The sequence below is a fragment of the Thermosipho sp. (in: thermotogales) genome (genome assembly GCF_020054775.1).
GTDB lineage: Bacteria > Thermotogota > Thermotogae > Thermotogales > Fervidobacteriaceae > Thermosipho > Thermosipho africanus.
In genome coordinates this window covers 1-21,879 of record NZ_JAIHAP010000030.1, presented here as the reverse complement: position 1 = coordinate 21,879, position 21,879 = coordinate 1, and the positions used below count along the sequence as shown (strand labels likewise).

Here is a 21,879-nt window from a genome sequence, read left to right as displayed (position 1 = left end):
TTTTTGAAATTTTCTTTGCTTGATTTATAGAGGATTTGATATTCATTTTTGAGTTTAATACTAATTGAAATTAAGAATGCAAGTATTTCAAATAGATGAAAGTCTTTTAAGCAGAACTTATTATTCCCTTCCTTTTCAAATAAGACAGCCCCAAAGACATTTTCTCCTATCCTTAAAGGTATCCCATATATTGAGTAAGGTTTGTTAATCACTTTCATTAATTTATATTCTTCGGGTAATTTTAATTCCTCTGAGTTATTTACGTACAACTTTTCTCCAGTATCTGATATGTATGAAATTAATGTTTTATCCTTAATTTTGAAGTTTTTAAATTTTTTATCTCCTATTTTTCCATAAATTATATTAATTGAGCCATCAATCTTTCTAATTCCAACGACTAATGAGTCAATTATATTTTGACTGGAAAGAAAATTAAAGAAATAATCTACAAGTTCATATGTTGAAGTATCCGAGGTTGTTAAATTAAAAAATTCTTCAGGAATTTTATAAATAGAACTTATTAATTCATCTGTATATTCCTTAATATTTGATATTATGTTTGTAATCATTAACACAGAATAAACACTTACTATACTCTTTTCCCTTCTAAGTTTGATTTTATAAAATTCATTTGAAAGGAAAATGGTAGTTTCATATTCAAAGAGTTTTTCTTCAAAGTTTACTCTAAACTTTTCAAAAAATTCTTTTAAAAAAGGATATTTATTAATGTAGAAATTTATCTTTTCAAAAGAAAAATTTCTAAAATCATTTACATCTATTCCATGCTTTTTTAATAGTTCCATTAATGGCTTGTCACAGTATAAAATTCTGGAATTTTTCCAGATTATAACGTTAGAATCTTTCCTTGCAGTATTATAAATAAGTTTTGTTAATTTTATAATTCTAGCAATATAAAATAGTAATGAAATTAAAACGAAGGTTAAAATAAACAAAAAGATCAACATTATTCTTTCCCCTTTTAATATATAATATTGATCCTTCCCAATAATTTTTATTTACCTTTTAAGTTATAGTTATTTACTCAATTAATATTATATCACAAAAACCATATTTTTCTTGTTGTTACTTTTGTTAACAAAAAATTTACATTAAAATTTTGAACTCCTCCATATGTTATCAGTCTAAATATATGACTGATAAAAGAAAAATTTTTCGGAGGTGAGATATATGAGATATTTAGATGAAAGGATGCAAGAATTAGTCCAGCAAGCAGCAGAACGCTTATCTCAAAGAAGGCAGAACCTGTTAAAACCCGAGCATGTACTATATGAAATTCTTCAAGATGAAAACATTCAAAAAATATTTGAAGCTTTAAATGTACCTACTGAAGAAATCGAAGATAGGTTAGAAGAATTAATTGAAAGCCAATATGGGGTTTACTACGGTTCATCTTCTGGTGTTTATATGTCAAATGAGCTATCTAGGATTTTTGAACTTTCAAGAAAAGAAGGTAAGTTATTAGGTTCAAGCAAAGTATCACCAGTTCACTTTTTGTTAGCTGTTCTTAAGGATGCTTCAACTCAATGTGCAGCTATATTATCAAAGTACAATGTAACTTATGATTCGGTTTTAAAAGCGGTTAAAGAGCTAGCAGACTCTGGAGAAATTGATGGTGAAGGAAATGTATTAGCAAAGTATACCACTGATTTAACAAAGCTTGCAAAAGAAGGTAAACTTTCACCAGTTATTGGAAGGGAAAAAGAAATTGAAAGGGTAATTGAAATTCTTTCAAGAAAAACAAAGAACAACCCAGTCCTTATTGGAGATCCAGGTGTTGGAAAAACTGCAATTGTTGAAGGCCTTGCTCAAAGAATTGTTGAAGGTAAAGTTCCTGAGAAGCTGAAGAATAAAAAAATATTAATGCTTGATTTAGGGAAAATGCTTGCAGGAAGCAAGTACAGAGGAGAATTTGAAGAGCGTTTAAAGAAAGTAATGGAAGAGATTAAGAAAATGAAAGATAATGTTATTCTTTTCATTGATGAGTTACATACCATTGTTGGAGCAGGTGCAGCAGAAGGTGCAATGGATGCATCAAATATGCTTAAACCAGCACTTGCAAGAGGAGAACTTCATGCCATAGGTGCAACTACACTTGAAGAATATAGAAAACACATTGAAAAAGACAAGGCTCTTGCAAGAAGGTTCCAACCAGTACTTGTTGAAGAACCAAGTGTAGAGGAAACTATAGAGATATTAAAAGGATTGCGCGAAACATATGAAAAACATCATGATATTAAGATAACAGACGATGCTATTGAAGCTGCTGCAAAGCTTTCAGCAAAGTATATCCAGGACAGATTTATGCCAGACAAGGCAATAGATTTAATAGATGAGGCAGCTGCAAAAGTAAGTTTGAAAAATAGTGATCCAAAATTGACTGAGTTGAAAGAAAAAATAAAATCTTTGAGTGAAAAAATAGATGAACTTACGATTAATTCACAGTATAAAGAAGCTGCAGAGATGAAGCAGCAAATGTACAAAATGCAGCAGCAATACGAAGAACTCGAGAAAAAGTATGGTTCAAGAGAAGTAACACCTGAAACTGTCGCAAAGGTTGTAGAATCTTGGACTGGAATTCCAGCTACAAAGATGATGGAGTCTGAAAAAGAAAAATTATTAAAATTTGAAGAACTAGTCCATCAGAGAATGGTAGACCAAGAAGAGGCTGTAAAAGTAGTTGCTGATGCAATAAGAAAAGCAAGAGCTGGTATAAAAGATCCAAATAGACCAATAGGAACATTCTTATTCCTAGGACCAAGTGGTGTTGGCAAAACTGAACTTGCAAAAACAATTGCTGAATTACTCTTTGGCTCTGAAAACGCACTCATAAGGATTGATATGAGTGAATACATGGAGAAACACTCAGTTGCAAGACTTATAGGTGCACCTCCAGGATATGTTGGTTATGATCAAGGTGGTCAATTAACCGAAGCTGTTAGAAGAAAACCATATAGTGTGATACTCCTTGATGAAGTAGAAAAGGCACATCCTGAGGTATTCAATGTACTCTTACAAGTCTTTGATGATGGTAGACTTACTGATGGTAAAGGTAACACAGTTGATTTTAGAAATACAATAATAATCATGACAAGTAACCTTGCAAGTGATAAGATATTGAGAAAAGTAGAAGCTGGAGTTGATTTTGAAAAGATAGAAGAATCTGTACGTGAAGATTTAAAACACTACTTTAGACCAGAGTTCATAAATAGAATAGACCATGTAGTGATATTCAAGCCATTGACAAAAGAGCATATGAAAGAAATTGTAGAAAAATTAGTTGCAAGGCTTGAAAATAGATTAAAAGAAAAGAATTTAAAGATAAAACTTACAGAGAAAGCAAAAGAATATCTAGCAGAAAAAGGTTACGATCCAGCATTTGGTGCAAGACCACTTAGAAGGTTAATAGAGAGAGAAATTGAAACACCACTTTCGGTAAAAATAATTGCTGGAGAAATTGCAGAAGGAGATATTGTTCTAGTTGATGAAGAAAATGGAAAATTGATTGTAGAAAAAGAAAAAGAATTGACAAAATAGAATGTGGCTCCAAGTAGGAGCCACTTTTTTTTATTTTAAAATTGAAAGTGGTATAATAATTTCAGGAGGCGAAAGTATGGAAAAAGCAAAGAATTTTTGTCTTCCTGACAAAAATGGTAAAATGCATTGTTTGGAAGATTTTAAAGGCAAATGGGTTGTATTGTATTTTTATCCAAAGGATAATACTTCAGGTTGCACAAGAGAGGCAAAAGATTTTTCGCAGCTAAAAGAAGAATTTGAAAAGTTAGGAGCAGTTATTATTGGTATAAGTAAAGACAGTCCAAAATCACATCAAAAATTTGTTGAAAAACATTCTCTTTCTATTCTTCTTTTAAGTGATGAAGCTCACAAAGTTATTGAAGATTATCAGGCTTGGGGTAAGAAAAAGATGTATGGAAAAGAATATTTTGGAGTCATTCGTAGTACCTTTTTAATTAATCCAGACGGAAATATAGTAAAGGTTTGGAGAAATGTGAAAGTAAAGGATCACGCAAATGAAGTTTTAAAAACTTTAAAAGAACTTTTATAATGGTATAATATTATTGATAAATAAAATAACGTGTATTTTGATTAATTTTGTGAATTTTTGCACTAAAAAAGGGGGTGTTTTTATGACAGATATTACTGTAAGAACTGTTATGGCAATTTTAATTGATAACAGGGAAAAGGCAGCAACAAAAGTTCAAGAACTTTTGACAGAATATGGATGCTATATTAAAACAAGATTGGGATTACATGAAGGTGTTCCACAATATTGTTCAAACTCAGGACTTATCATATTAGAACTTGTTGATGATGAATCAAAACATGAAGAACTCAAAGAAAAGTTAAATCAAATTCCAGGCGTAAAATGTGATTTAATGAGATTAAGGTTTAACTAAAATTTAAGCCTCGGGTTTTCCGAGGCTTAAAATATTATTTGAAAGACGCTTATAAGCATTCCAAGTGGTATTCCAAAAATTTCTACGTATCTTAATTCTCTTCTTGCAAGTTTTAGTGTGACTTCTTCCATTTCTTCCAAAGAATAGCTTTCTATCTTTTCCTTTATTATTTCTTTGAAAGATATTTTTTCAAAGAATTTTTCAACTAAACAAATTATTCTATTTTCATATTTTGTAAAAATATCTACTAACAATTTTTCTATGTCTAGACCAAGATAGTTTAATAGTTCTTTTATGTCTATTTTTCTTTCTAATATATTTGAAACTTTTTTAACTGTGAAATCAAAGATATTGCTTTTTAGGTTGTGGATAAGATTTTTAAATTGCTCAAATGTTAAAAGATCTTCTATCTTTTTATTGTTAATCTTTTGTTTTATAATTTGCTTTAAACTGTTATAGATTTCACCTTTTTGTTGTATGTCGTTTTTAACATCATTAAAGAATTTATCAATCAATGGTTCAACAAAAGAACCTATAGGAATAAGTGGAATTTTAATTTTTGAAATTAGAAATTCTTTAACTTTTTCCTTCAAAGAATCATCTATAAAATTATCAATGTTGTTAATTAAAATCTCTGATGTGTCAATATTGAGTTCAGATAAACTTTTTTCCTTTATTAAATTCCAGAGCTTTTCCTCGTCAATTTTTTCAAAAATGGCTTTTGTTATCTTTTTTTTCTAATTCTCTGTCGTTTGTTATATTCTTTAGTGGTGGTATTACTAGTTCTTTTGAGTTTGGAAATTCAATTATAGAATTTAAAAAGTTTTCTTTGTTTTTTTCTATAAACTCACGCAATGACTTTGGATTTATAAACTCTTCTTCTATTATCTTTGAGGTGCTATTTGCTATTTCATCCCTTTTTTTTGGGATAACTCCTTGAAGTCCAAGAATTTTTCTTTTCGGATTAAAAAGCATCCATATTGCAAGGATATTTGTAATATACCCAACAAGCCCTCCTATTGACAAAAGTCCAATTATTTTAAAGGCAAAGATATTAGAATTTGTATATATATTGTAACTTACTATGTAAGTTAAAAGTAGAATCCAAAATAAAATATCTTTTGCAAGCTTTTTAATCATATAATTCCTCCTTTCAAATAAATTTTAGTGTATATTTAATTTTTTTCAAGTCTTTAATGATAAAATAATGTTGAAGGGAGATGAAATTATTAAATTACAAAAGTATTTGCAAATGTGTGGATTTGCAAGGCGAAAGGCGGATCAATACATAATTGCGGGTAGAGTGACAGTTAATGGAAAAGTTGTTGACAAACCTTGGTTTGATGTAAAAGATGATGATATTGTAATGCTTGATAATAAAAAATTAAAGATAAATCAGAAATTTGAATATTACGTTCTTCATAAGCCAAAAGGCTATGCAACAACTTTATATGATCCAAAGCAGAAAAAGACAATTAAAGAATTGATAAAACATATAAAAACACCAGTCAAGCCCGCTGGAAGGCTTGATAAAGACGCGACGGGAGTTTTGATTTTAACAAACGATGGTAAATTAATAGATATTCTCACAAATGCAAAGTATGGAGTAAAAAAAGAATATATAGTTAAAGTTTCTGGCAGTGTAAGTTTTAATGATTTGTTGAAGTTAAAGAAAGGAATATACGATGAAAGGGATTTTTTAAAACTTGAATATTTCGATATTTTAGAAAAAGGTTTTGATTATTCAATTATAAAAGTAGTGCTTATTAAAGGTAAAAAACATGAGATAAAGAGACTTTTTAAATCAATAGGTCATAAAGTGCTTGAGCTAAAAAGGATAGCACATGGACCTATATCTATTTCAATTGTTCCAAATGAAGGAGATTTAACTAAATTAAAGGGAAAAGATCTAGAAAGACTTTTAAAGCTAAAAAAGGGGGAGGAAAAATAAATGACAGTACTAGTTGCAGGTGGAGCAGGCTACATAGGTTCACACGTTTGTAAGATGTTAAGAGAAAGGGGATATGATGTTGTAGTAATTGATAATCTTTCTCATGGGTATAAAAGTTTTACAAGGTATGGAGAATTTGTTCTTGGAGATATTTCAGATGAAAATTTATTGGACCTTGTATTTAAGACGTATAAAATAGATGCGGTAATGCATTTTTGTGCATATATAGAAGTGGGAGAGTCTGTTGTTGATCCTAATAAATATTACCAAAACAACGTTTCAAATACTCTTACTTTATTAAATTCAATGTTAAAGCATGATGTTAAGTACTTTATTTTTTCTTCTACTGCTGCTGTATATGGAATGCCACAAAGAATACCAATTAAAGAGGATGATCCAAAAATGCCAATTAATCCATATGGTAAAAGTAAATATATGGTTGAACAGATCTTGGATGATTTTGATAGAGCATACGGTTTAAAAAGTATAAGGTTTAGATATTTTAACGCAGCGGGTGCAGATGAATCATTAGAAATTGGAGAAGCCCATGAACCAGAGACTCACCTAATTCCTTTAATTTTAGATGCTGCACTTTCTGTAAGAGATAGTATAAAGATTTTTGGAACGGACTATGAAACAAAAGATGGAACTTGTATAAGGGATTTTGTTCATGTAAATGACTTGGCCGATGCACACATTAAAGGCCTTGAGTATTTGATTAGTGAAAAGAAAACCGATTATTTTAATCTTGGAAGTGGTTCTGGATTCTCAGTTCGTGAAGTTATTGAAAAAGTAAAAGAAGTTACAAACGTAGATTTTAAAGTTGAAGAAGTTGATAGAAGACCAGGAGATCCAGCATACCTTATTGCAGACAACACAAAAGCAAGAAAAATACTTGGATGGGAGCCAAAATACGATCTTGAAAAGATTATTCAAACTGCATGGAATTGGCATAAAGTTTTAAGGAAAAAGTGAGGCGATATTTATGTCTGTATTAGAAGAAATTAGAAAGGATATAAATAAAAATTATTTTATATCCGCATCAGCAGGAACTGGAAAGACATTTACAATAACAAATTATTATGTGGAGATACTGAAAAAATATGAAAAAGAAAATTATCCAGAGATAGTTGATGAAATTGTAGTTGTTACTTTTACAAGAAAAGCGGCAGCAGAAATGAAAGAAAGGATTGTGAAACTTGTCAACGAAGAATTTTCACAGTCTAAAAATAAAGAGTATTGGTCAAAAGTGAAAAATAATTTGTCAAGAGCCATAATCTCTACAATAGATAGTTTTTGCCAGAGAATTTTAAGAGAGGAAAATATTAATGCAAAGATTGATCCAAGCTTTTCTATAATAAGCAATGCAAAGATGGAAAAATACATTGAAAGAGCTGTTTTTTTAACGTTGAGATATGTATTTCAGTTGTTTGATTTTGATGAAGTTAGTATAACTTGCAATATACCTAGTGAAAGAAAAAAGCAGATTAAAAATTATCTTGAAATTTTAAAAAGATACAAAGATGAGATAAGAAAATTGTTTGTAAATGAATATAAAGATCTTAACAAATTTATGGAAACTTTGAAAGATGTTCTTAAACATTGGAGAGCTGAGATGAAAAGGGCCTCTGTGCCTGAAAAGTTGTTTAGTATTGATGAAATAAGGTCAAAGAGTCTTGAAGTATTTAAGTACATGCTTCTTATTTCAAAAGAGATATATGAAGGATATACAATAGATAATTTTGAATTTGATTTTAAGGCGGTCCTAGAAAAGACATTGGATTTTCTTGAACAAGATGAGATGAGAAAAAAATATCAAAAGAAATTTAAGTACATCATTGTTGATGAATTTCAGGATACAAATTATCTACAAAAAGAGCTTTTTGATAAACTTCATGGGGAGGATAATTATTTATTCTATGTTGGTGATAGAAAACAATCAATTTATAGGTTCAGAAATGCAGATGTCTCTGTGTTTTTAGAAACTCAAAATGAATTTGAAAAGCGTGGAGAAAAAGTCCTTGCACTCAAGGAAAATTACAGATCTAATTATATCTTAGTAAAATACTTTAACTTTATATCCGAAAAAAAGATATTTAGCAAGACTATAATAAAAAATTCTAAAAATGAGGAAGTAGATGAATTTGAAGTGTTTAAGACGATCTCTCCAGATTTATACAACAAACTTTGGTATAACAAAGAATTTGATGAATCAATTCCTATGAGAGTATATGATGGAGAGATTCCAGCTTTAAAGGATAAAAATTCAAGAATAAAATACGTGTTGGTTGATAATGGTGGTAAAAATAAAAAAGAAAGAGAAAAAAGTGAAGCATTGGTTGCAGCGTATATAATAAAAAATCTTGTTGGTAAAACTATGACTGTAAAAGAAAAAGATAATTATGTAAAGAGAAAGATAAAGTATTCAGATTTTGTTATTCTTAGATCAACTCTTAGTAATCAAGAAGAGGTATACAAGAATGTTTTTAAAAAATTTAATATTCCACTTCACGTTGTTTCAAGCAAAGGTTTTTTCGAAAGGCTTGAAATAAAGGCGCTTTTAAATGCTTTGTATGCTGTACAAAACCCAAATAATGATTTTTACTTTACACAATTTTTCTTTTCACCACTGGTTCTTGGAAAGTTTGGAGATTATGTAAAGATTGTTTCAAAAAATACTCAATTAAAAAAAGAGGGAATTTCAGATGAATCTCTTTTTCAAACAGCTAAAAAGATTAAATTTGATGATGAAAAAGTAAATAAAGCAATTGAAGTGCTAGCGAAATACTCACAACTTAAATACTTTATTAGGCCTGCTGAAGTTTTAAAAGGGCTTGTAAGAGAGCTAAACTACTTTGAAAAACTAGTCTATTTTGAAGATTTTCAAAACGCAATATTAAATGTAAAAAAGCTTATTTTAGATGCATCAGCTATTGATCAGATGGCAGAATCGTTTTCACAACTTGTAAAGTTAATTGAAAAACTTTCTTTGGAGAATGAATCTGAAGCAGCAACGGAAGATGAAAATTCAGATAGTGTAAAACTTATGACAATACATGCATCAAAGGGACTTGAATTTAAGATAGTGATTTTGGGGGATATTTATTCAGAAGAGAAAAAATCTAATAGAAATGTAATGTTTTCAAAGGAAAGAGAAACGACATATTACATTTTAAGAAAATTTTTTGATGATTTAAAACAAGAAACAAAGCATGATGAAAGAATCTTTGAGGCAATAAAGGAATTTTACAAAGATGGAGTATACGACAAAACAGAAGATAGAAGAAAGCTGTATGTTGCTATTACAAGAGCCTCTGAAATGTTTATACCGATTATATTTAAGGACTCTAAAGATAATACATTGGCAAATTATCTGAAACTTTCAGATCAGGAAAAAGAAGAATTAAAGGGGTTAATTGGTGATTTTGAGGAAGTAGAAATTGACGTTGAAAAAGATATAAATTTTGATGAAGAAAGTACAAAGCAAGTATTTGAAAAGAAGGATATACCGCAAGTGCACCTTAAAGACTTAAATGGACTGGCGTATAAGTCTTATATTTCACCGACTACTTTGTATGGATATCTTGGAAATGAGAAAGAGGCAAAAGAAGAAGATATTTTACTTTTATTTGATGAAAAAACTTCTGAAGGTTCAGATATACACAGAAAACTTTCTTCGGTAAATACTATTTCTCAATTAAGATACCTTGAAGAGGAAAAGATTTTAAAAGTGAAAATTTCAGATAAGTTGGAATCACTTTTTAAAGGAGCAAATGTTATTTCTGAGTGGAGAGTTGTAAAGCCATTTTTTGTAAATGATAGAAGATACATGCTTTTTGGAATTCCTGATAAGGTTTTATTTAAAGGCAATAAGATATATGTTCTTGATTTTAAAAACGTTGACTTTAAAAACTCAAAAAATATTGAAAAATACAAATTTCAAATAAAGTTTTATATGTATCTTTTAAAAGATTTTGGTGCTCCAGAAAAAGGATATATTATTTCTACAAAAACGGGAGAATTTATAGAAGTTAGCCTTGAAGAAAATTTTGAAGAAAAAATAAAAGCTGCAATTGAAAATTTCGAATCTTGCAAGAAGGTGAAAGTATGAAAAAGGCCATAGTTGTTAATATAGATAATGGTCATTTTGATTATATGGCTAATGAAATGCTAAATTATTATGATCCATTTTCATTTTTATTTATTGGGCCCACTGGATATTATGTTAGACAGATATCAGATAAATTTTCTCAGAAATTTGGTAAAGCTATTAACAGAGATGCTTTTAGAGTTATAAATCAGTACGTTGTAGAAACTCTTCTTAGAAATAATATGGATGCGGTATTCTTTGATAGGGATTTCTTTAAAGCTTTTATAGCACAAAAGATAGAAGAGTATGAAAATTCAGCCATTGATGATGATAGTTACAGAGAGTTTATAAAAATTGTTTCAAAGTCAAAGGGAATTTTAGAATACATTCTTGATTTATTTGAAAAGGCATGGGAAATGCGAAACTCAACTTTTGAAAAATTACCGCCCTATTATATGGAGATTAATGAGCTTTTAAATGTTGAAAGTAACGTTTCAAGACTTGTTAATGAGTTGTTAAAGGATATAAGTTTAACTCTTCAAAAGAGTGAAATAGTATATGACTCAATTACTTCGTATAAATGGTACGTTGAAAATGCAAAGTTTGTTGAATCAAAACGAAAAACACTTGTTGTAAGTGGTTTTTTTGATATAACACCTATCTTGAGACAGGTTTTAAAGGAAATGTTTAATCATTTTGAAGATGTTTATTTTTATGTATGGAGAAAAATAGATGATAGAGCTTTTAGTCAACTTGATATGATATATGAATTTTTAATCGAAAATGGATTTGAGATTGAAGATTGGAAAACAGAAAAATTAAATTTAAAGGAGAAAACAGAAGTAGTTGGATACAAGAATGTTATAAGTGAAATTGTTAATGTTAGTGGAAAAGTGAAAAAACTGATTCTTTCCGGGGTAAATCCTTCCGATATTGCTATAGTTGCTCCTAATATTCAAATAGCAAAACAAATTGCAGAAAAATTAGATGAAATGAAAGTTCCATTTAATCTTTCGATGAATGTAAAACTTTCAGAGAGTAAAGTAGTTAAGATGATTCTACAACCATTTAAGACAAAATATTTCGGGTATGATTTAGAAAATATCTTTGCAACTTTAGAAACACCATTTGTAGATACATTAGGGCTTACAATGGATGAAATTGAATCATTGTTTAAGGAATTTTCTATTGAAGAGGGAGATTTTTCAAAAAGTATAATAGAAAAAATAAATGAAAGAATTAAAGAATTGGAAAATGTTGAAGATGAAGATGTAATGCAGCAAGTAGAAGAAAAGAAAGAAGAGTATTTAAAGTTTTCAAAGGTATTAGAGAATTTATTTGGTTTGTTTGAAGAGATAGATAAAAATATAAATGGTGATTTTCTTGTCTTTCTTAAAAAATTTATTAAAGAAAAATTTTTGGATAAATTTGAGGTTTTTAATAATGAGGAATATATAAGCATAATCCAAGAGGAAATTAGTGCTCTGTACAAATTTTCTGAAGTTATAGATAACCTCTTGCAGTACAACATGGGTAAAACCTCGTGGAGGAATATGTTTAAAATTTTAACAAGTATTGTAAATGCTGAAAACTACAGGCTTTCTCCAAGAAAGGAAAATGCAGTTGATATAGTGGATGTTCAAATTGCCCGATTTGTAGAAAAAGAATACAAATTCTTTGTAAGTGCGGTAGATGGTGTTTATCCTAGCTTTAATGTTAATCCGCTTATCTTGCAAACACTTTCAGAACCAAACAAATTGAAATCTTTTAATGAAGAAGTAGAAAGGCGAAATTTTGTACTTTCACTTATATTTTCTTCTCATAACTATATTTCGTATCCTAAGGCTACACTCTCAGGTGATCCTGTTGTCCCATCTATATACGCAGCAGAATTTGGAGAAATTAAAGAAGAAAGTGATGAAAGATATATTTTGATTGATCCAGAGATGATCTTTTCTGAAGAGGATAAAAGGATATATGAGGCATATTTTGGAGAAAATAAATTGATATTAAATGAAAAATTTAAAAGTGATGCGGAGATAAAAAGGTTAAGTCATAGCAGAATTTCAGATTATGTAAGCTGTCCATTATATTATTATTTTAAACATGTTGCAGGAATAAGGTATTATAGCCAAGATAAATCAAATCTTTATAAAGGAATATTGTATCATAGGGTGCTGAAAAATTACTTTGAAAAAGAGATTTCATTTAATAAAGAAAAGATAAAAAATTATGTAGAAGAAGCATATGATGAAATATATAAAGAGGAATTTGATAGGTATAAAATTCCAAGAGAAATAAATATAGAAGAGTTTACTCAAAAATTAGAAGAATTTATCGAAGGACTTTTCAGTGAAAGTTATCTAAAGATTGGAAGAAAAATTTTAGAGATTAAGGCAATAAAGTCTTTGGAAGAGGTGTATAAGACTCATAGTTTATTTAATAGAACTGTGGAGTTTGAAGCAAGGATTGATAGGATAGATGAACTTAAAGAAAATTATACAAATTTTGTTGGTAAAAAAAGTTCTGAAGTTAGTGATAATATGGAAAAAATTGACAAAAAAGCTTATGCAATAGTTGATTATAAAACAAAAGTTATCGATTATAAATTAATTGAACAATTATTATTGTATGATTATGTAATAAGAGAAAATAAAGGTTCTTATATTAGCCTAGGTGAAGCAGATTTTGATACTTATCTAGTATTTTTAGGTATAGATGATAAAAAATCTTACTTTTTAAAGAGAGAAGACAATAGTTTGTATATTAAAAGAAAAGGTAAGGCAGCTGGCTTTGATAAAGTAGATTATAGCTTTTTTAAAGAGTGGGTAGAAAGTATATTGGATAAGATTCTTTCTGGCGAATTTAAACCAATTTTTGTAGAAAGAGAATTAGAACCATTTTTGAATTATTTGGTAAAGAATAATTTTGAAGTTAATACAAGTAAAGAAAAAACATGTACAGGGTATTATAAGTGCGAATATTCTGAGGCTTGTGGGGGATTTGAAGTATATAAAGATATAAAATTAGTCAAGTAATTTTTTTCTTTAATGTTAACACAAAAGCACAAAAAAATTAAATTATTGTTATTTATGTCTTTTGTTGTTATAATTTAATGTAACAGTTACATATAGTAGGGGGGGTATAAATGGAAGAACTTTTATGTGCGGAAAATGTTGCAAGAATTATTACAAGGCTTAAACCTATTGATTTTAAGTATGAGGAGCAATATAAGAACTTTTTTGACGTAATAAACATTTATCTTACAACAAAAGATGAGGAACTTGCAAGATACATTCTTGATGAAGAATTTGAAGACTTATTTGAAATTTTTAAAAAAATTATTTGTAAAACGAAATTTTTTAATTTTATAAATCCGACAAAAAGGGTATTTTATAAAACATTTGATATTGGTGAGAGAAAAGTGAAGATATACTTGAATACTCATTTTCATGTAAAACACAGAAATAAAGTCTTTTATTATTACATACTACCTGATATGAGAGAATGGAATGAAAAGACTTTAAAACATTTTCATAGGCTGGGTAATGATATATTAAATAGTAATCTTCCGCCTGATCAATCAGAATTTAGGATAGTAAATGTTATTAAGGGAAAGATTATTAAAGGTTGTAATGTGAGCTATAAGTATCATAGGGCGATTTCATCAGTTGTATATGAATCTTTTTCTAATGTCTGAGAGATAGAAAGTAGGTGAATTTTATGGAAAAAATAGGAATTGTAGTTGATTCTGGATGTGATGTGGGAAATGTTGATTATCCCTTAAAGGTGGTTCCATTAAGAATATTTGTAAATGGAAAAGAATATAACGATGGAGAAATTGATGAAGAATTTTTGTTTGAAAACTTAGATGGAGAAGTAAAAACTTCACTTCCAAATCCAGAAGCTATTAGGCAGGTTATGCTTGATTTTATAAATGAAGGTTATAAAAAGATAATAACTTTTAACATTTCAAGTAATTTAAGTGGTACATTTAATCTTTTTAGATTGATTAGCCAAGAGCTAATGGAAAAATTTGATGATGTAAAAATAGTAAATATAGACACACTTAATATTTCAGTAGGTTCTGGCCTTATTGTGAGAAAATGTATTGAATACATACATTCTGGTAGCTTATTTGAAGATGTTGTAGAAAAATCAAAAGAAGATATTGAAAAATCAAAAGAAGATATTGAAAAATCAAAAGTTTTTTATGTTATTCCAACACTTAAATATCTTGCAAGAGGTGGACGAATAGGTAAAGTTAAGGCAATGCTCGGAGAATTTTTAAAAATGAAACCAGTTATATCTGTAAATAAAGAAGGAGAATATTATACGGTTACAAAGGCTCATGGTTTTAAAAAATCTATTAATGCAATGTACGAAGAGTTTTTAAAATTTGTTTCAAACAAAAAATTTATTTCGATTGTTGCTACAACTGGTAATAGCGAAAGTGTAAGGCGAATAAAAGAAAGTTTACTTGAAAAAATTAGGGATATCGAAAATTGTGTTAGAGCTTTTGAATCAGAAGTTTCAACAGTGCTTTCAGCTCATACGGGACCTGATTTGGTTGGAGTTGCGGCTTTAATATTAGATTAAAAAAAGGTGCCCTTCTTGGGGCACCTTTTTTCATTATTTGTTTACTTTTTCTTTTAATTCTTTTCCAGGTTTGAATTTTGGAACTTTTCTTGCAGGAATTTTAATTTTTTCTCTTGTTCTTGGGTTTACACCTGTTCTTTCTTCTGCTTTTCTTACTTCAAATGTTCCAAATCCGATAAGTTGAACTTTTTCCCCTTTTGCTAATGCATCGGAAATTGATTCAAATACTGCATCAACAACTGCTTTGATGTCTTTTTTCTTTAATTCAGGAATCTTTTCAGCGATCATGTTAACAAGTTCCTTTTTACTCATACCTTTTCCCTCCTCTTAGTTAATGGTGATAAGTACGATAATAATATATCATTTTTGGTGTATCAATTGCAAATAGTTTATTTATAAGGCTTTGTGAAACATTATAATGAAAAAACGAGAAATAAGACAAAATAATCATTTTTTTAAGTTTTTTCTGTAAAAATCGTCAATAATCTTTGAAATATCGAATTTTGTCTTATTCTCGGAAGAAATTACCAAATCTGCCTTTTGTGAAAATATAGAATGCATCTCTTCAAAGATTATATCTAGTTCTTTATCACTGTATTTTTTATTGATCTTTTTTAGTCTTTTAACGAATTTTTCTTTTGGAATTTTTATGTATATTATCTTTCCGTTAAAAAGCTCAAGGTTTGAGATAGTTCCAAGAGTAACTACAATTTTTTCTTCAAATTTTTTAAAACGCTTTAGAAATTTTCCTTCAAGTGATTTTATTGTTTGAAGACCATTATTTCTAATTATATCGTTGAAAGATTTTCCTGTTTCTATTTTTAATATTTCATCAAAATCAACTACATCGTATCCAAAATCTTCTTTTAAAATTCTTCCCACAGCAGATTTGCCGCTTCCAGGGAGTCCAACTATATACAAAGGCAATTAAATCCCCCCTAATCAGATAATATTTTAATAAAAACTTTTCTCCTCCTTGGACCATCAAACTCACAGAAGTATACACCTTGCCATGTTCCAAGAACTAATTTTCCATTTTCTATTATTAAAGTAATACTTGGAGATACAAGTGTGGATTTTATATGTGAATCAGAGTTTCCTTCAATATGGGTATAATCCCAATTAGCAGGTATAACCTTGTTTAAAGTTTTAACTATGTCACTTTTTACTGAAGGATCAGCATTTTCATTTATAGTAACAGCTGCAGTTGTATGTGGAACAAACACCACACAAATGCCTGATTTAATACCAGATTTACTTATCGTTTCTTCTATTTTATGAGTTATGTCTATGAACTCATTTCTTGTTTTTGTAGGAACTTCTAAGCTGTAAAGCATCTTTATTCCCCCTTTTCAAAGCCTATTATATCATAAAAACTGTTTTACTTGCAATTTTACTTGATTTTTATAATTTTTTTTATTATAATATAAATGCAAATGATTTGCATTTGCAATTACTTGGAGGGGAAAGAAGTGCTGACAAAATGGAGGAAATTGGTTTTAGATGTTATAAATTCAAGTGAGAAGCCACTTAATGCGGAAGATATTTATAGATTGAATAATTTCAAACCCAATTTGTCAACTGTATATAGAGCTTTAAATTATCTTGAGAAAAAAAGCTATATTTCTTCAGTATCTTTTGATGGTGGAACTAAGTATTATTTTTCAAAAGATAAGCATTTCCACTTTTTATATTGCACAAATTGTGGAAAAATAGAAGTTTTTGAAGAATGTATGGCAAGTGAACTTGAAAAGAAAATTAAGAGTAAATTTGGTTATCTTATAACAGATCACGTATTTTATTTTAAAGGATTGTGTAAAAAATGTAGGAAGGAGGTAAAAGGGCATGAAAAATAAGATATTAATTACAATCTTTTTTATTTTGATTTCATCGCTTTCATTTTCTTTGATAGTTACAACTATTAACCCATACTATTTGATTGTTAAACAAATTGTAGGTGAAAAAGATGAGGTATATTTGTTGCTTAGCCCTAATGTAAATCCCCATACTTATTCACTAAGAGTAAGTGATGTAAAAATACTTTCAAAAGCAAATATTATTTTTGCAAATGGTGGGATAGAACCAGATTTAAGCAAATTTTATGTTGTATATTTAAGAGATTATATTCCTTCTTTGTTTGTTGAATACAACAACCCACATTTTTGGCTTGATCCTTACTTTGTCAAGTTTTATATAATTCCAACAATCGTTGAGAAATTAAGTAAAGTTTATCCTCAGTACAGGAGTGATTTTGAAGCAAATGCAAAAATTCTTTTGGGTGAAATTGATGAATTTTTGAGAGATTATAAAGCGTTAAATTTAAGTGGGACTGTGCTTGTTCATCATCCAAGTTTTTACTACTTTTTTAAAGAATTAAATTTAAAGGTGAAGTGGGTTGAGCAAGGGCACAATGTTTCAGTTGGTATGAAGAAGTTAATAGAAACTATAAAATCTGAAAATATTATTGCAATATTTTCTGAGGTTCAACAATCAAAGGATGAAATAAAAATTATATCAAAACAACTGAACAAAAAGTATTACACTTTAGATCCTCTTGGAGTAAATGCTAAAAAGTTCATAGATATTTACTATCAAAATTTTGAAGAGATAAGGAAGGCGTTAAATGATGACAAATGATATAGCTGTAATGGTTAAAGATTTAAACTATCTAATAGGGGAAAAATATATTCTAAAAAATATCAACTTTTCAATTAAAAAAGGTGAGTTTGTAGGAATTGTAGGTCCTAATGGAGCAGGTAAATCTACATTGATAAAGATTCTAATCGGCGAAATAGATAATTATGTCGGAGAAGTTATGGTAAGAGGGAAAATAGGATACCTTCCACAAGTACAAACATTTAATAGGGAGGTGCCTATTAACGCTTATCAATTTGTAAAAATGGGGAGCTACAAAAATAAGAAAAATGTAAAACTTATTGAAAAGCTAATTGAAGAAGTAGGGCTTTCAGGAAAAGAAAAGCAACTTGTAGGGACAATGTCAGGTGGTGAGATTCAAAGACTCTCGCTTGCAAGAGCGTTGGTTTCTGAACCAGATATTTTGATTTTAGATGAACCAGAAGCTGGTGTTGATCAAATGGGTAAAGCAAGATTTTATGAGCTTTTAGAAGAGTTTCAAAAACGACTTAATTTAACGATTATAATGGTTTCTCACGATATAGGTATGGTTTTTGAAAAGTGTACAACGGTGATGTGTTTGAATAAAACTCTTCATTGCCATGGGCCAACAGAAAAAATAAAGCCCGATGAATTAAAATTGTTATTTCCTGATTTTGATTTGTGGATAAGATCTAAAAACCATTATGAAAGGGAGCATGAACATGGAGATATTTGAATTTGACTTTTTAAGGATAGCATTTTTGGCTACAATTTTAGCTTCAATATCTTCAGCACTCATATCACCAATAGTTGTTTACAAGAGGATGGAGTTTATTGGTGATGGTACTGCCCATGCTGCTTTTGCGGGCCTTGCGTTTGGGCTTTTGTTTGGAATTAATTATAGGCTTATGGCAGTTTTAACTGCTATAGTATTTTCGATTATAATAAGCTATTTTACCAATAAAAGTAAGATTCATGAAAATAGTGCTATAGGTATGTTGCTTCCCGTATTTATGTCTGTGGGTGTTATTTTGCTTTCAAAAAGTTCTACATACGTTCAGGACATAACAAGTTATTTGTTTGGAGACATATTGCTGGTTAATATATCTGATTTTTATTTTCTAATGTTTATAATAACATTGATAATCGTTTTTTTAGCTATTTTTAGAGAAGAAATACTTTACTTTCTTGCAGATGAAAAGATGGCTTCTTTTTATGGAGTAAAAACTTCTTTGCTTCGAGCATTGCTTTTGGGAGTAATTTCTGTAATGGTAGTAGGTATAGTAAAGATTTCCGGAGTTATTTTACTTGGGGCACTTTTAATAATTCCAGGACTTGTTTCAAAAAGTTTTGCAAAATCGTATAAAAGTGTGTTTTTTATTTCGGTTGTTTATAATGTCCTTGTATCTATTATAGGATTTTACATTGCATATATTCTTGATATTTCACCAGGCCCTTCAATCGTTTTAACATCTTTTACAGCTTTTGTTTTTTTACTCTTTTTCAAAAAAGTGATATCTAGTCAGCAATCTTATTATTGACATCAAAAATAAATTATGATATTATATTAGACGCGGCGGCGTAGCTCAGTGGCTAGAGCAACTGATTCATAATCAGTGAGTCATGGGTTCGAGTCCCATCGCCGCCACCAAAATAGAAAAGTTAAGAGAATGGAGCCGATAAGGCTCCGTTTTTTTTTTTTACAATATTGAATTTTTTTCCTTAGTGAGTATAATGAATAAATTATTAGAGAATTTTTCTTTTTGAAATATGAATTTGCCTAAGTAACTTTTAATGTTAATGATGATTGACTATATAGTTATGTGTGAAAAATTTTTCTATTAAGATATTAAATGTCTCCACAAACATTTAAAAATGTTACCTACCTTTATGGAGCTTTATACGCTACTATAGAAAATTTCTTTATTCCAGAAATTATAGAAAGTATAAAATAGTAAAATTCCCAGGTTTTCCTGGGAATTTTTTATTAGTTAGATTTGATGTGATTTTTTTAGCTTTATACTATTTAAAGCTTTCAAATGAATATATTGCCTTTTAATCTTAATCGTGAAAAATTTCATGATTTTTGATTTGATGTTAAAATATTAATGGATAAATGTTAAAAAAATCACAAATTAAAAAGGGGGAACTTGCGTTGGAATTTCAACTTACGAAACTTCAAAAATGGATAAAAAAAGCAGCAAGAGAGATAACTGAAAAAGAGTTTAAGAATCTTGCAGCAAAGGTTGATGAGGAAGGTTATTTTCCTATTGAAAATGTTGAAAAGTTAAGGAAATACGGTTTTTTAGGAATGAATATTCCAAGAGAATACGGTGGAGCAGGAGCTGATGATCTATCTTATGTTATAGCAGTTGAAGAGATTTCAAGATATTGTGCTACTACAGGGGTTATTCTCTCAGCACATAATTCTTTAGCTTGTTGGCCAATATACTACTATGGAACGGATTATCAGAAAGAAAAATTCTTGAAACCTCTTGCAACTGGTGAGAAACTTGGTGCATTTGCATTGACTGAACCAAATGCTGGAAGTGATGCTTCAAATCAATCTACATATGCAGTTAAAGATGGAAATAATTGGATTATAAATGGAACAAAGATATTTATAACAAATGGTGGGGTTGCAGATATTTATATAATTTTTGCTTCCACTAATAAGGAATTGGGAGCAAAAGGTATAAGTGCGTTTATAGTCGAAAGAGATACACCCGGATTTAGCATAGGAAAGATTGAAGAAAAGATGGGAATCAGAGGTTCAGCAACGGCAGAGCTAATTTTAAATAACGTTGTAGTTCCTGGAGAAAATTTGCTTGGCAAAGAAGGGCAAGGGTTTAAAATTGCTTTAAAAACTCTAGATGGCGGACGTATCGGTATTGCAGCCCAAGCCCTTGGGATTGCACAAGGTGCTTTTGATGAAACAGTAAAGTACATTAAGCAAAGGGAACAATTTGGAAGGCCAATTGCAAAATTTCAATCGGTCCAGTTTATGATTGCAGAAATGAAAACAAAGATTGAGGCAGCAAGATGTCTTGTTTATAATGCTGCTTTAAAGAAGATGAAATGTTCTGATTATTCTTTGGAAGCTGCAATGGCAAAGTATTATGCTTCAGATGTTGCAATGGAGGTTACAAGAATGGCTGTTCAATTGCATGGAGGTTACGGCTATACAAAGGAATATCCAGTAGAAAGAATGATGAGAGATGCAAAAATAACGGAAATATATGAAGGGACCACAGAAGTTCAAAAGATTGTAATATCATCAAACATACTAAAGTAAGGGGGAAACAATATGAATATTGTGGTTTGTATAAAGCAAGTGCCGGATACTACAGAGCTAAAGATAGATCCAATAACTGGAATACTTATTAGAAAAGGTGTGCCTTCCATTATGAACTATGATGATAAAGCTGCCCTTGAAGAAGCCTTGAAGTTAAAAGATCAAATAGGGGCTAAAGTTACTGCTATTTCTATGGGACCTGAACAAGCAAAAGAAGTACTTGAAGAAGCTTTAGCTATGGGAGCAGATGATGCGATTTTGATTAGTGATAAGGTTTTTAGCGGCTCTGATACATGGGCTACTTCTAATGTTTTAAGTGAAGCAATTAAGAAAATTGGATTCGACGTAATATTTACTGGAAGACAAGCTATAGATGGAGATACTGCTCAAGTTGGACCTCAGATTGCACAAAAACTTGGTATACCTCAGGTAACTTATGTAAGAAAGCTTTCATATAAAGAAGGGAAATTTTTAATTGAAAGAGAGATGGATGATTATATTGAGATTATGGAAGCAAGGCCGCCTGTTTTATTTTCCGTTGTTAAAGAAGCTAACAATCCAAGGTATCTGGATGTAAGAAGGTTAGTTGATATTTGTCAAAAAGATCCAATACAAATCTGGAAAAACAATGATTTAAAAATTGATGAAAGCATAATTGGATTGAAAGGTTCACCTACAAAAGTAAAGAAAACATTTACCCCGACGTTTGAAAAAGAAACTAAGGTAATTGAAGGAAGTACAGATGAAAAAGTTCAAACTCTCATTAAAGAACTCAAGGAAAAGCATTTAATATAAGAATTCCTGTAAGGAAAAATAGAGGTTGAAAAAATATCGCCTCCTGATAATATATAATTAACCACACACAAAAACCAGGAGGCGATACGGATGAAAC

The 21,879-nt window shown here is 29.6% G+C and carries 21 protein-coding genes and 1 tRNA gene; 16 read left to right on the top strand and 6 right to left on the bottom strand.

Annotated elements, in window-relative coordinates; all coding sequences use genetic code 11:
- A partial coding sequence (locus JG780_RS06500; RefSeq protein WP_287569659.1) for a GAF domain-containing protein occupies nucleotides 1-965 on the bottom strand: 965 nt, incomplete at its 3' end.
- 223 nt (nucleotides 966-1,188) lie between these two features.
- Between JG780_RS06500 and JG780_RS06495 the strand changes: the two genes are divergently transcribed.
- The 3 genes from JG780_RS06495 (at nucleotide 1,189) to JG780_RS06485 (ending at nucleotide 4,436) form a co-directional block, all read left to right on the top strand.
- A complete protein-coding gene (locus JG780_RS06495) occupies nucleotides 1,189-3,555 on the top strand; it encodes an ATP-dependent Clp protease ATP-binding subunit (protein WP_012579746.1) in 2,367 nt (788 codons plus the stop codon).
- Between the two features lie 76 nt (nucleotides 3,556-3,631).
- Nucleotides 3,632-4,084: a thioredoxin-dependent thiol peroxidase gene (bcp, locus tag JG780_RS06490; RefSeq protein ID WP_012579747.1), complete on the top strand. Its 453-nt coding sequence runs from the start codon at nucleotides 3,632-3,634 to the stop codon at nucleotides 4,082-4,084.
- 82 nt (nucleotides 4,085-4,166) lie between these two features.
- The gene (locus tag JG780_RS06485) at nucleotides 4,167-4,436 is read left to right on the top strand and encodes a CPF_0552 family protein (RefSeq protein WP_012579748.1); all 270 of its coding nucleotides are present in this window, start codon (nucleotides 4,167-4,169) and stop codon (nucleotides 4,434-4,436) included.
- Between the two features lie 26 nt (nucleotides 4,437-4,462).
- Here the strand turns inward: JG780_RS06485 and JG780_RS06480 are convergent, their stop codons facing one another.
- On the bottom strand, nucleotides 4,463-5,029 hold the full coding sequence (locus JG780_RS06480; protein ID WP_041427187.1) for a DUF445 domain-containing protein: 567 nt from the start codon (nucleotides 5,027-5,029) through the stop codon (nucleotides 4,463-4,465).
- Between the two features lie 115 nt (nucleotides 5,030-5,144).
- The gene (locus JG780_RS06475; protein ID WP_114703086.1) at nucleotides 5,145-5,576 is read right to left on the bottom strand and encodes a DUF445 family protein; all 432 of its coding nucleotides are present in this window, start codon (nucleotides 5,574-5,576) and stop codon (nucleotides 5,145-5,147) included.
- Nucleotides 5,577-5,643: 67 nt separating this feature from the next.
- On the opposite strand from JG780_RS06475, the gene JG780_RS06470 reads away from it, so the two are divergent.
- The 6 genes from JG780_RS06470 (at nucleotide 5,644) to JG780_RS06445 (ending at nucleotide 15,076) form a co-directional block, all read left to right on the top strand.
- Nucleotides 5,644-6,387 (top strand): pseudouridine synthase, encoded by a 744-nt coding sequence (locus JG780_RS06470; protein ID WP_012579749.1) that lies wholly within the window; start codon nucleotides 5,644-5,646, stop codon nucleotides 6,385-6,387.
- Complete coding sequence (gene galE / locus JG780_RS06465; RefSeq protein ID WP_004104635.1) at nucleotides 6,388-7,362, top strand: UDP-glucose 4-epimerase GalE; 975 nt, start codon at nucleotides 6,388-6,390, stop codon at nucleotides 7,360-7,362.
- Between the two features lie 10 nt (nucleotides 7,363-7,372).
- Nucleotides 7,373-10,498, top strand: coding sequence for a UvrD-helicase domain-containing protein (locus JG780_RS06460; protein WP_287569653.1), 3,126 nt, complete (start codon nucleotides 7,373-7,375; stop codon nucleotides 10,496-10,498).
- Entirely contained in the window at nucleotides 10,495-13,515 is a 3,021-nt protein-coding gene (locus JG780_RS06455) for a PD-(D/E)XK nuclease family protein (protein WP_287569652.1), read from the top strand. The genes JG780_RS06460 and JG780_RS06455 overlap by 4 nt, the downstream gene beginning before the upstream one ends.
- Before the next feature lie 110 nt (nucleotides 13,516-13,625).
- On the top strand, nucleotides 13,626-14,177 hold the full coding sequence (locus tag JG780_RS06450; protein WP_012579752.1) for a hypothetical protein: 552 nt from the start codon (nucleotides 13,626-13,628) through the stop codon (nucleotides 14,175-14,177).
- A gap of 23 nt (nucleotides 14,178-14,200) precedes the next feature.
- Nucleotides 14,201-15,076 carry a DegV family protein gene (locus JG780_RS06445; RefSeq protein WP_287569649.1) on the top strand — a complete coding sequence of 292 codons (876 nt, stop codon included), beginning with the start codon at nucleotides 14,201-14,203 and terminating at the stop codon, nucleotides 15,074-15,076.
- A gap of 33 nt (nucleotides 15,077-15,109) precedes the next feature.
- Here the strand turns inward: JG780_RS06445 and JG780_RS06440 are convergent, their stop codons facing one another.
- From JG780_RS06440 to JG780_RS06430, 3 genes are all read right to left on the bottom strand, one after another.
- Nucleotides 15,110-15,388 (bottom strand): HU family DNA-binding protein, encoded by a 279-nt coding sequence (locus tag JG780_RS06440; protein ID WP_004104645.1) that lies wholly within the window; start codon nucleotides 15,386-15,388, stop codon nucleotides 15,110-15,112.
- 135 nt (nucleotides 15,389-15,523) lie between these two features.
- The gene (locus tag JG780_RS06435; protein ID WP_004104648.1) at nucleotides 15,524-16,003 is read right to left on the bottom strand and encodes a shikimate kinase; all 480 of its coding nucleotides are present in this window, start codon (nucleotides 16,001-16,003) and stop codon (nucleotides 15,524-15,526) included.
- A gap of 11 nt (nucleotides 16,004-16,014) precedes the next feature.
- Nucleotides 16,015-16,413 carry a secondary thiamine-phosphate synthase enzyme YjbQ gene (locus JG780_RS06430; protein WP_004104650.1) on the bottom strand — a complete coding sequence of 133 codons (399 nt, stop codon included), beginning with the start codon at nucleotides 16,411-16,413 and terminating at the stop codon, nucleotides 16,015-16,017.
- 135 nt (nucleotides 16,414-16,548) lie between these two features.
- Here JG780_RS06430 and JG780_RS06425 point away from each other — a divergent pair, with 135 nt between their 5' ends.
- The 7 genes from JG780_RS06425 to JG780_RS06395 all read left to right on the top strand — a co-directional run bounded on the left by JG780_RS06425 (nucleotide 16,549) and on the right by JG780_RS06395 (nucleotide 21,782).
- Nucleotides 16,549-16,932, top strand: a complete 384-nt coding sequence (locus JG780_RS06425; RefSeq protein WP_287569643.1) for a Fur family transcriptional regulator — start codon at nucleotides 16,549-16,551, stop codon at nucleotides 16,930-16,932.
- On the top strand, nucleotides 16,922-17,713 hold the full coding sequence (locus tag JG780_RS06420) for a metal ABC transporter substrate-binding protein (RefSeq protein WP_287569641.1): 792 nt from the start codon (nucleotides 16,922-16,924) through the stop codon (nucleotides 17,711-17,713). Before JG780_RS06425 ends, JG780_RS06420 begins: the two co-directional genes overlap by 11 nt.
- A complete protein-coding gene (locus tag JG780_RS06415; protein ID WP_287569638.1) occupies nucleotides 17,700-18,428 on the top strand; it encodes a metal ABC transporter ATP-binding protein in 729 nt (242 codons plus the stop codon). Before JG780_RS06420 ends, JG780_RS06415 begins: the two co-directional genes overlap by 14 nt.
- Nucleotides 18,415-19,233, top strand: coding sequence for a metal ABC transporter permease (locus JG780_RS06410; RefSeq protein ID WP_287569635.1), 819 nt, complete (start codon nucleotides 18,415-18,417; stop codon nucleotides 19,231-19,233). The genes JG780_RS06415 and JG780_RS06410 overlap by 14 nt, the downstream gene beginning before the upstream one ends.
- A gap of 34 nt (nucleotides 19,234-19,267) precedes the next feature.
- Nucleotides 19,268-19,343: transfer RNA gene (locus tag JG780_RS06405), tRNA-Met, on the top strand.
- Between the two features lie 504 nt (nucleotides 19,344-19,847).
- Entirely contained in the window at nucleotides 19,848-20,987 is a 1,140-nt protein-coding gene (locus JG780_RS06400) for an acyl-CoA dehydrogenase (RefSeq protein ID WP_287569633.1), read from the top strand.
- A gap of 12 nt (nucleotides 20,988-20,999) precedes the next feature.
- Nucleotides 21,000-21,782: an electron transfer flavoprotein subunit beta/FixA family protein gene (locus JG780_RS06395; protein ID WP_287569632.1), complete on the top strand. Its 783-nt coding sequence runs from the start codon at nucleotides 21,000-21,002 to the stop codon at nucleotides 21,780-21,782.
- The last annotated feature ends 97 nt before the right edge of the window (nucleotides 21,783-21,879 follow it).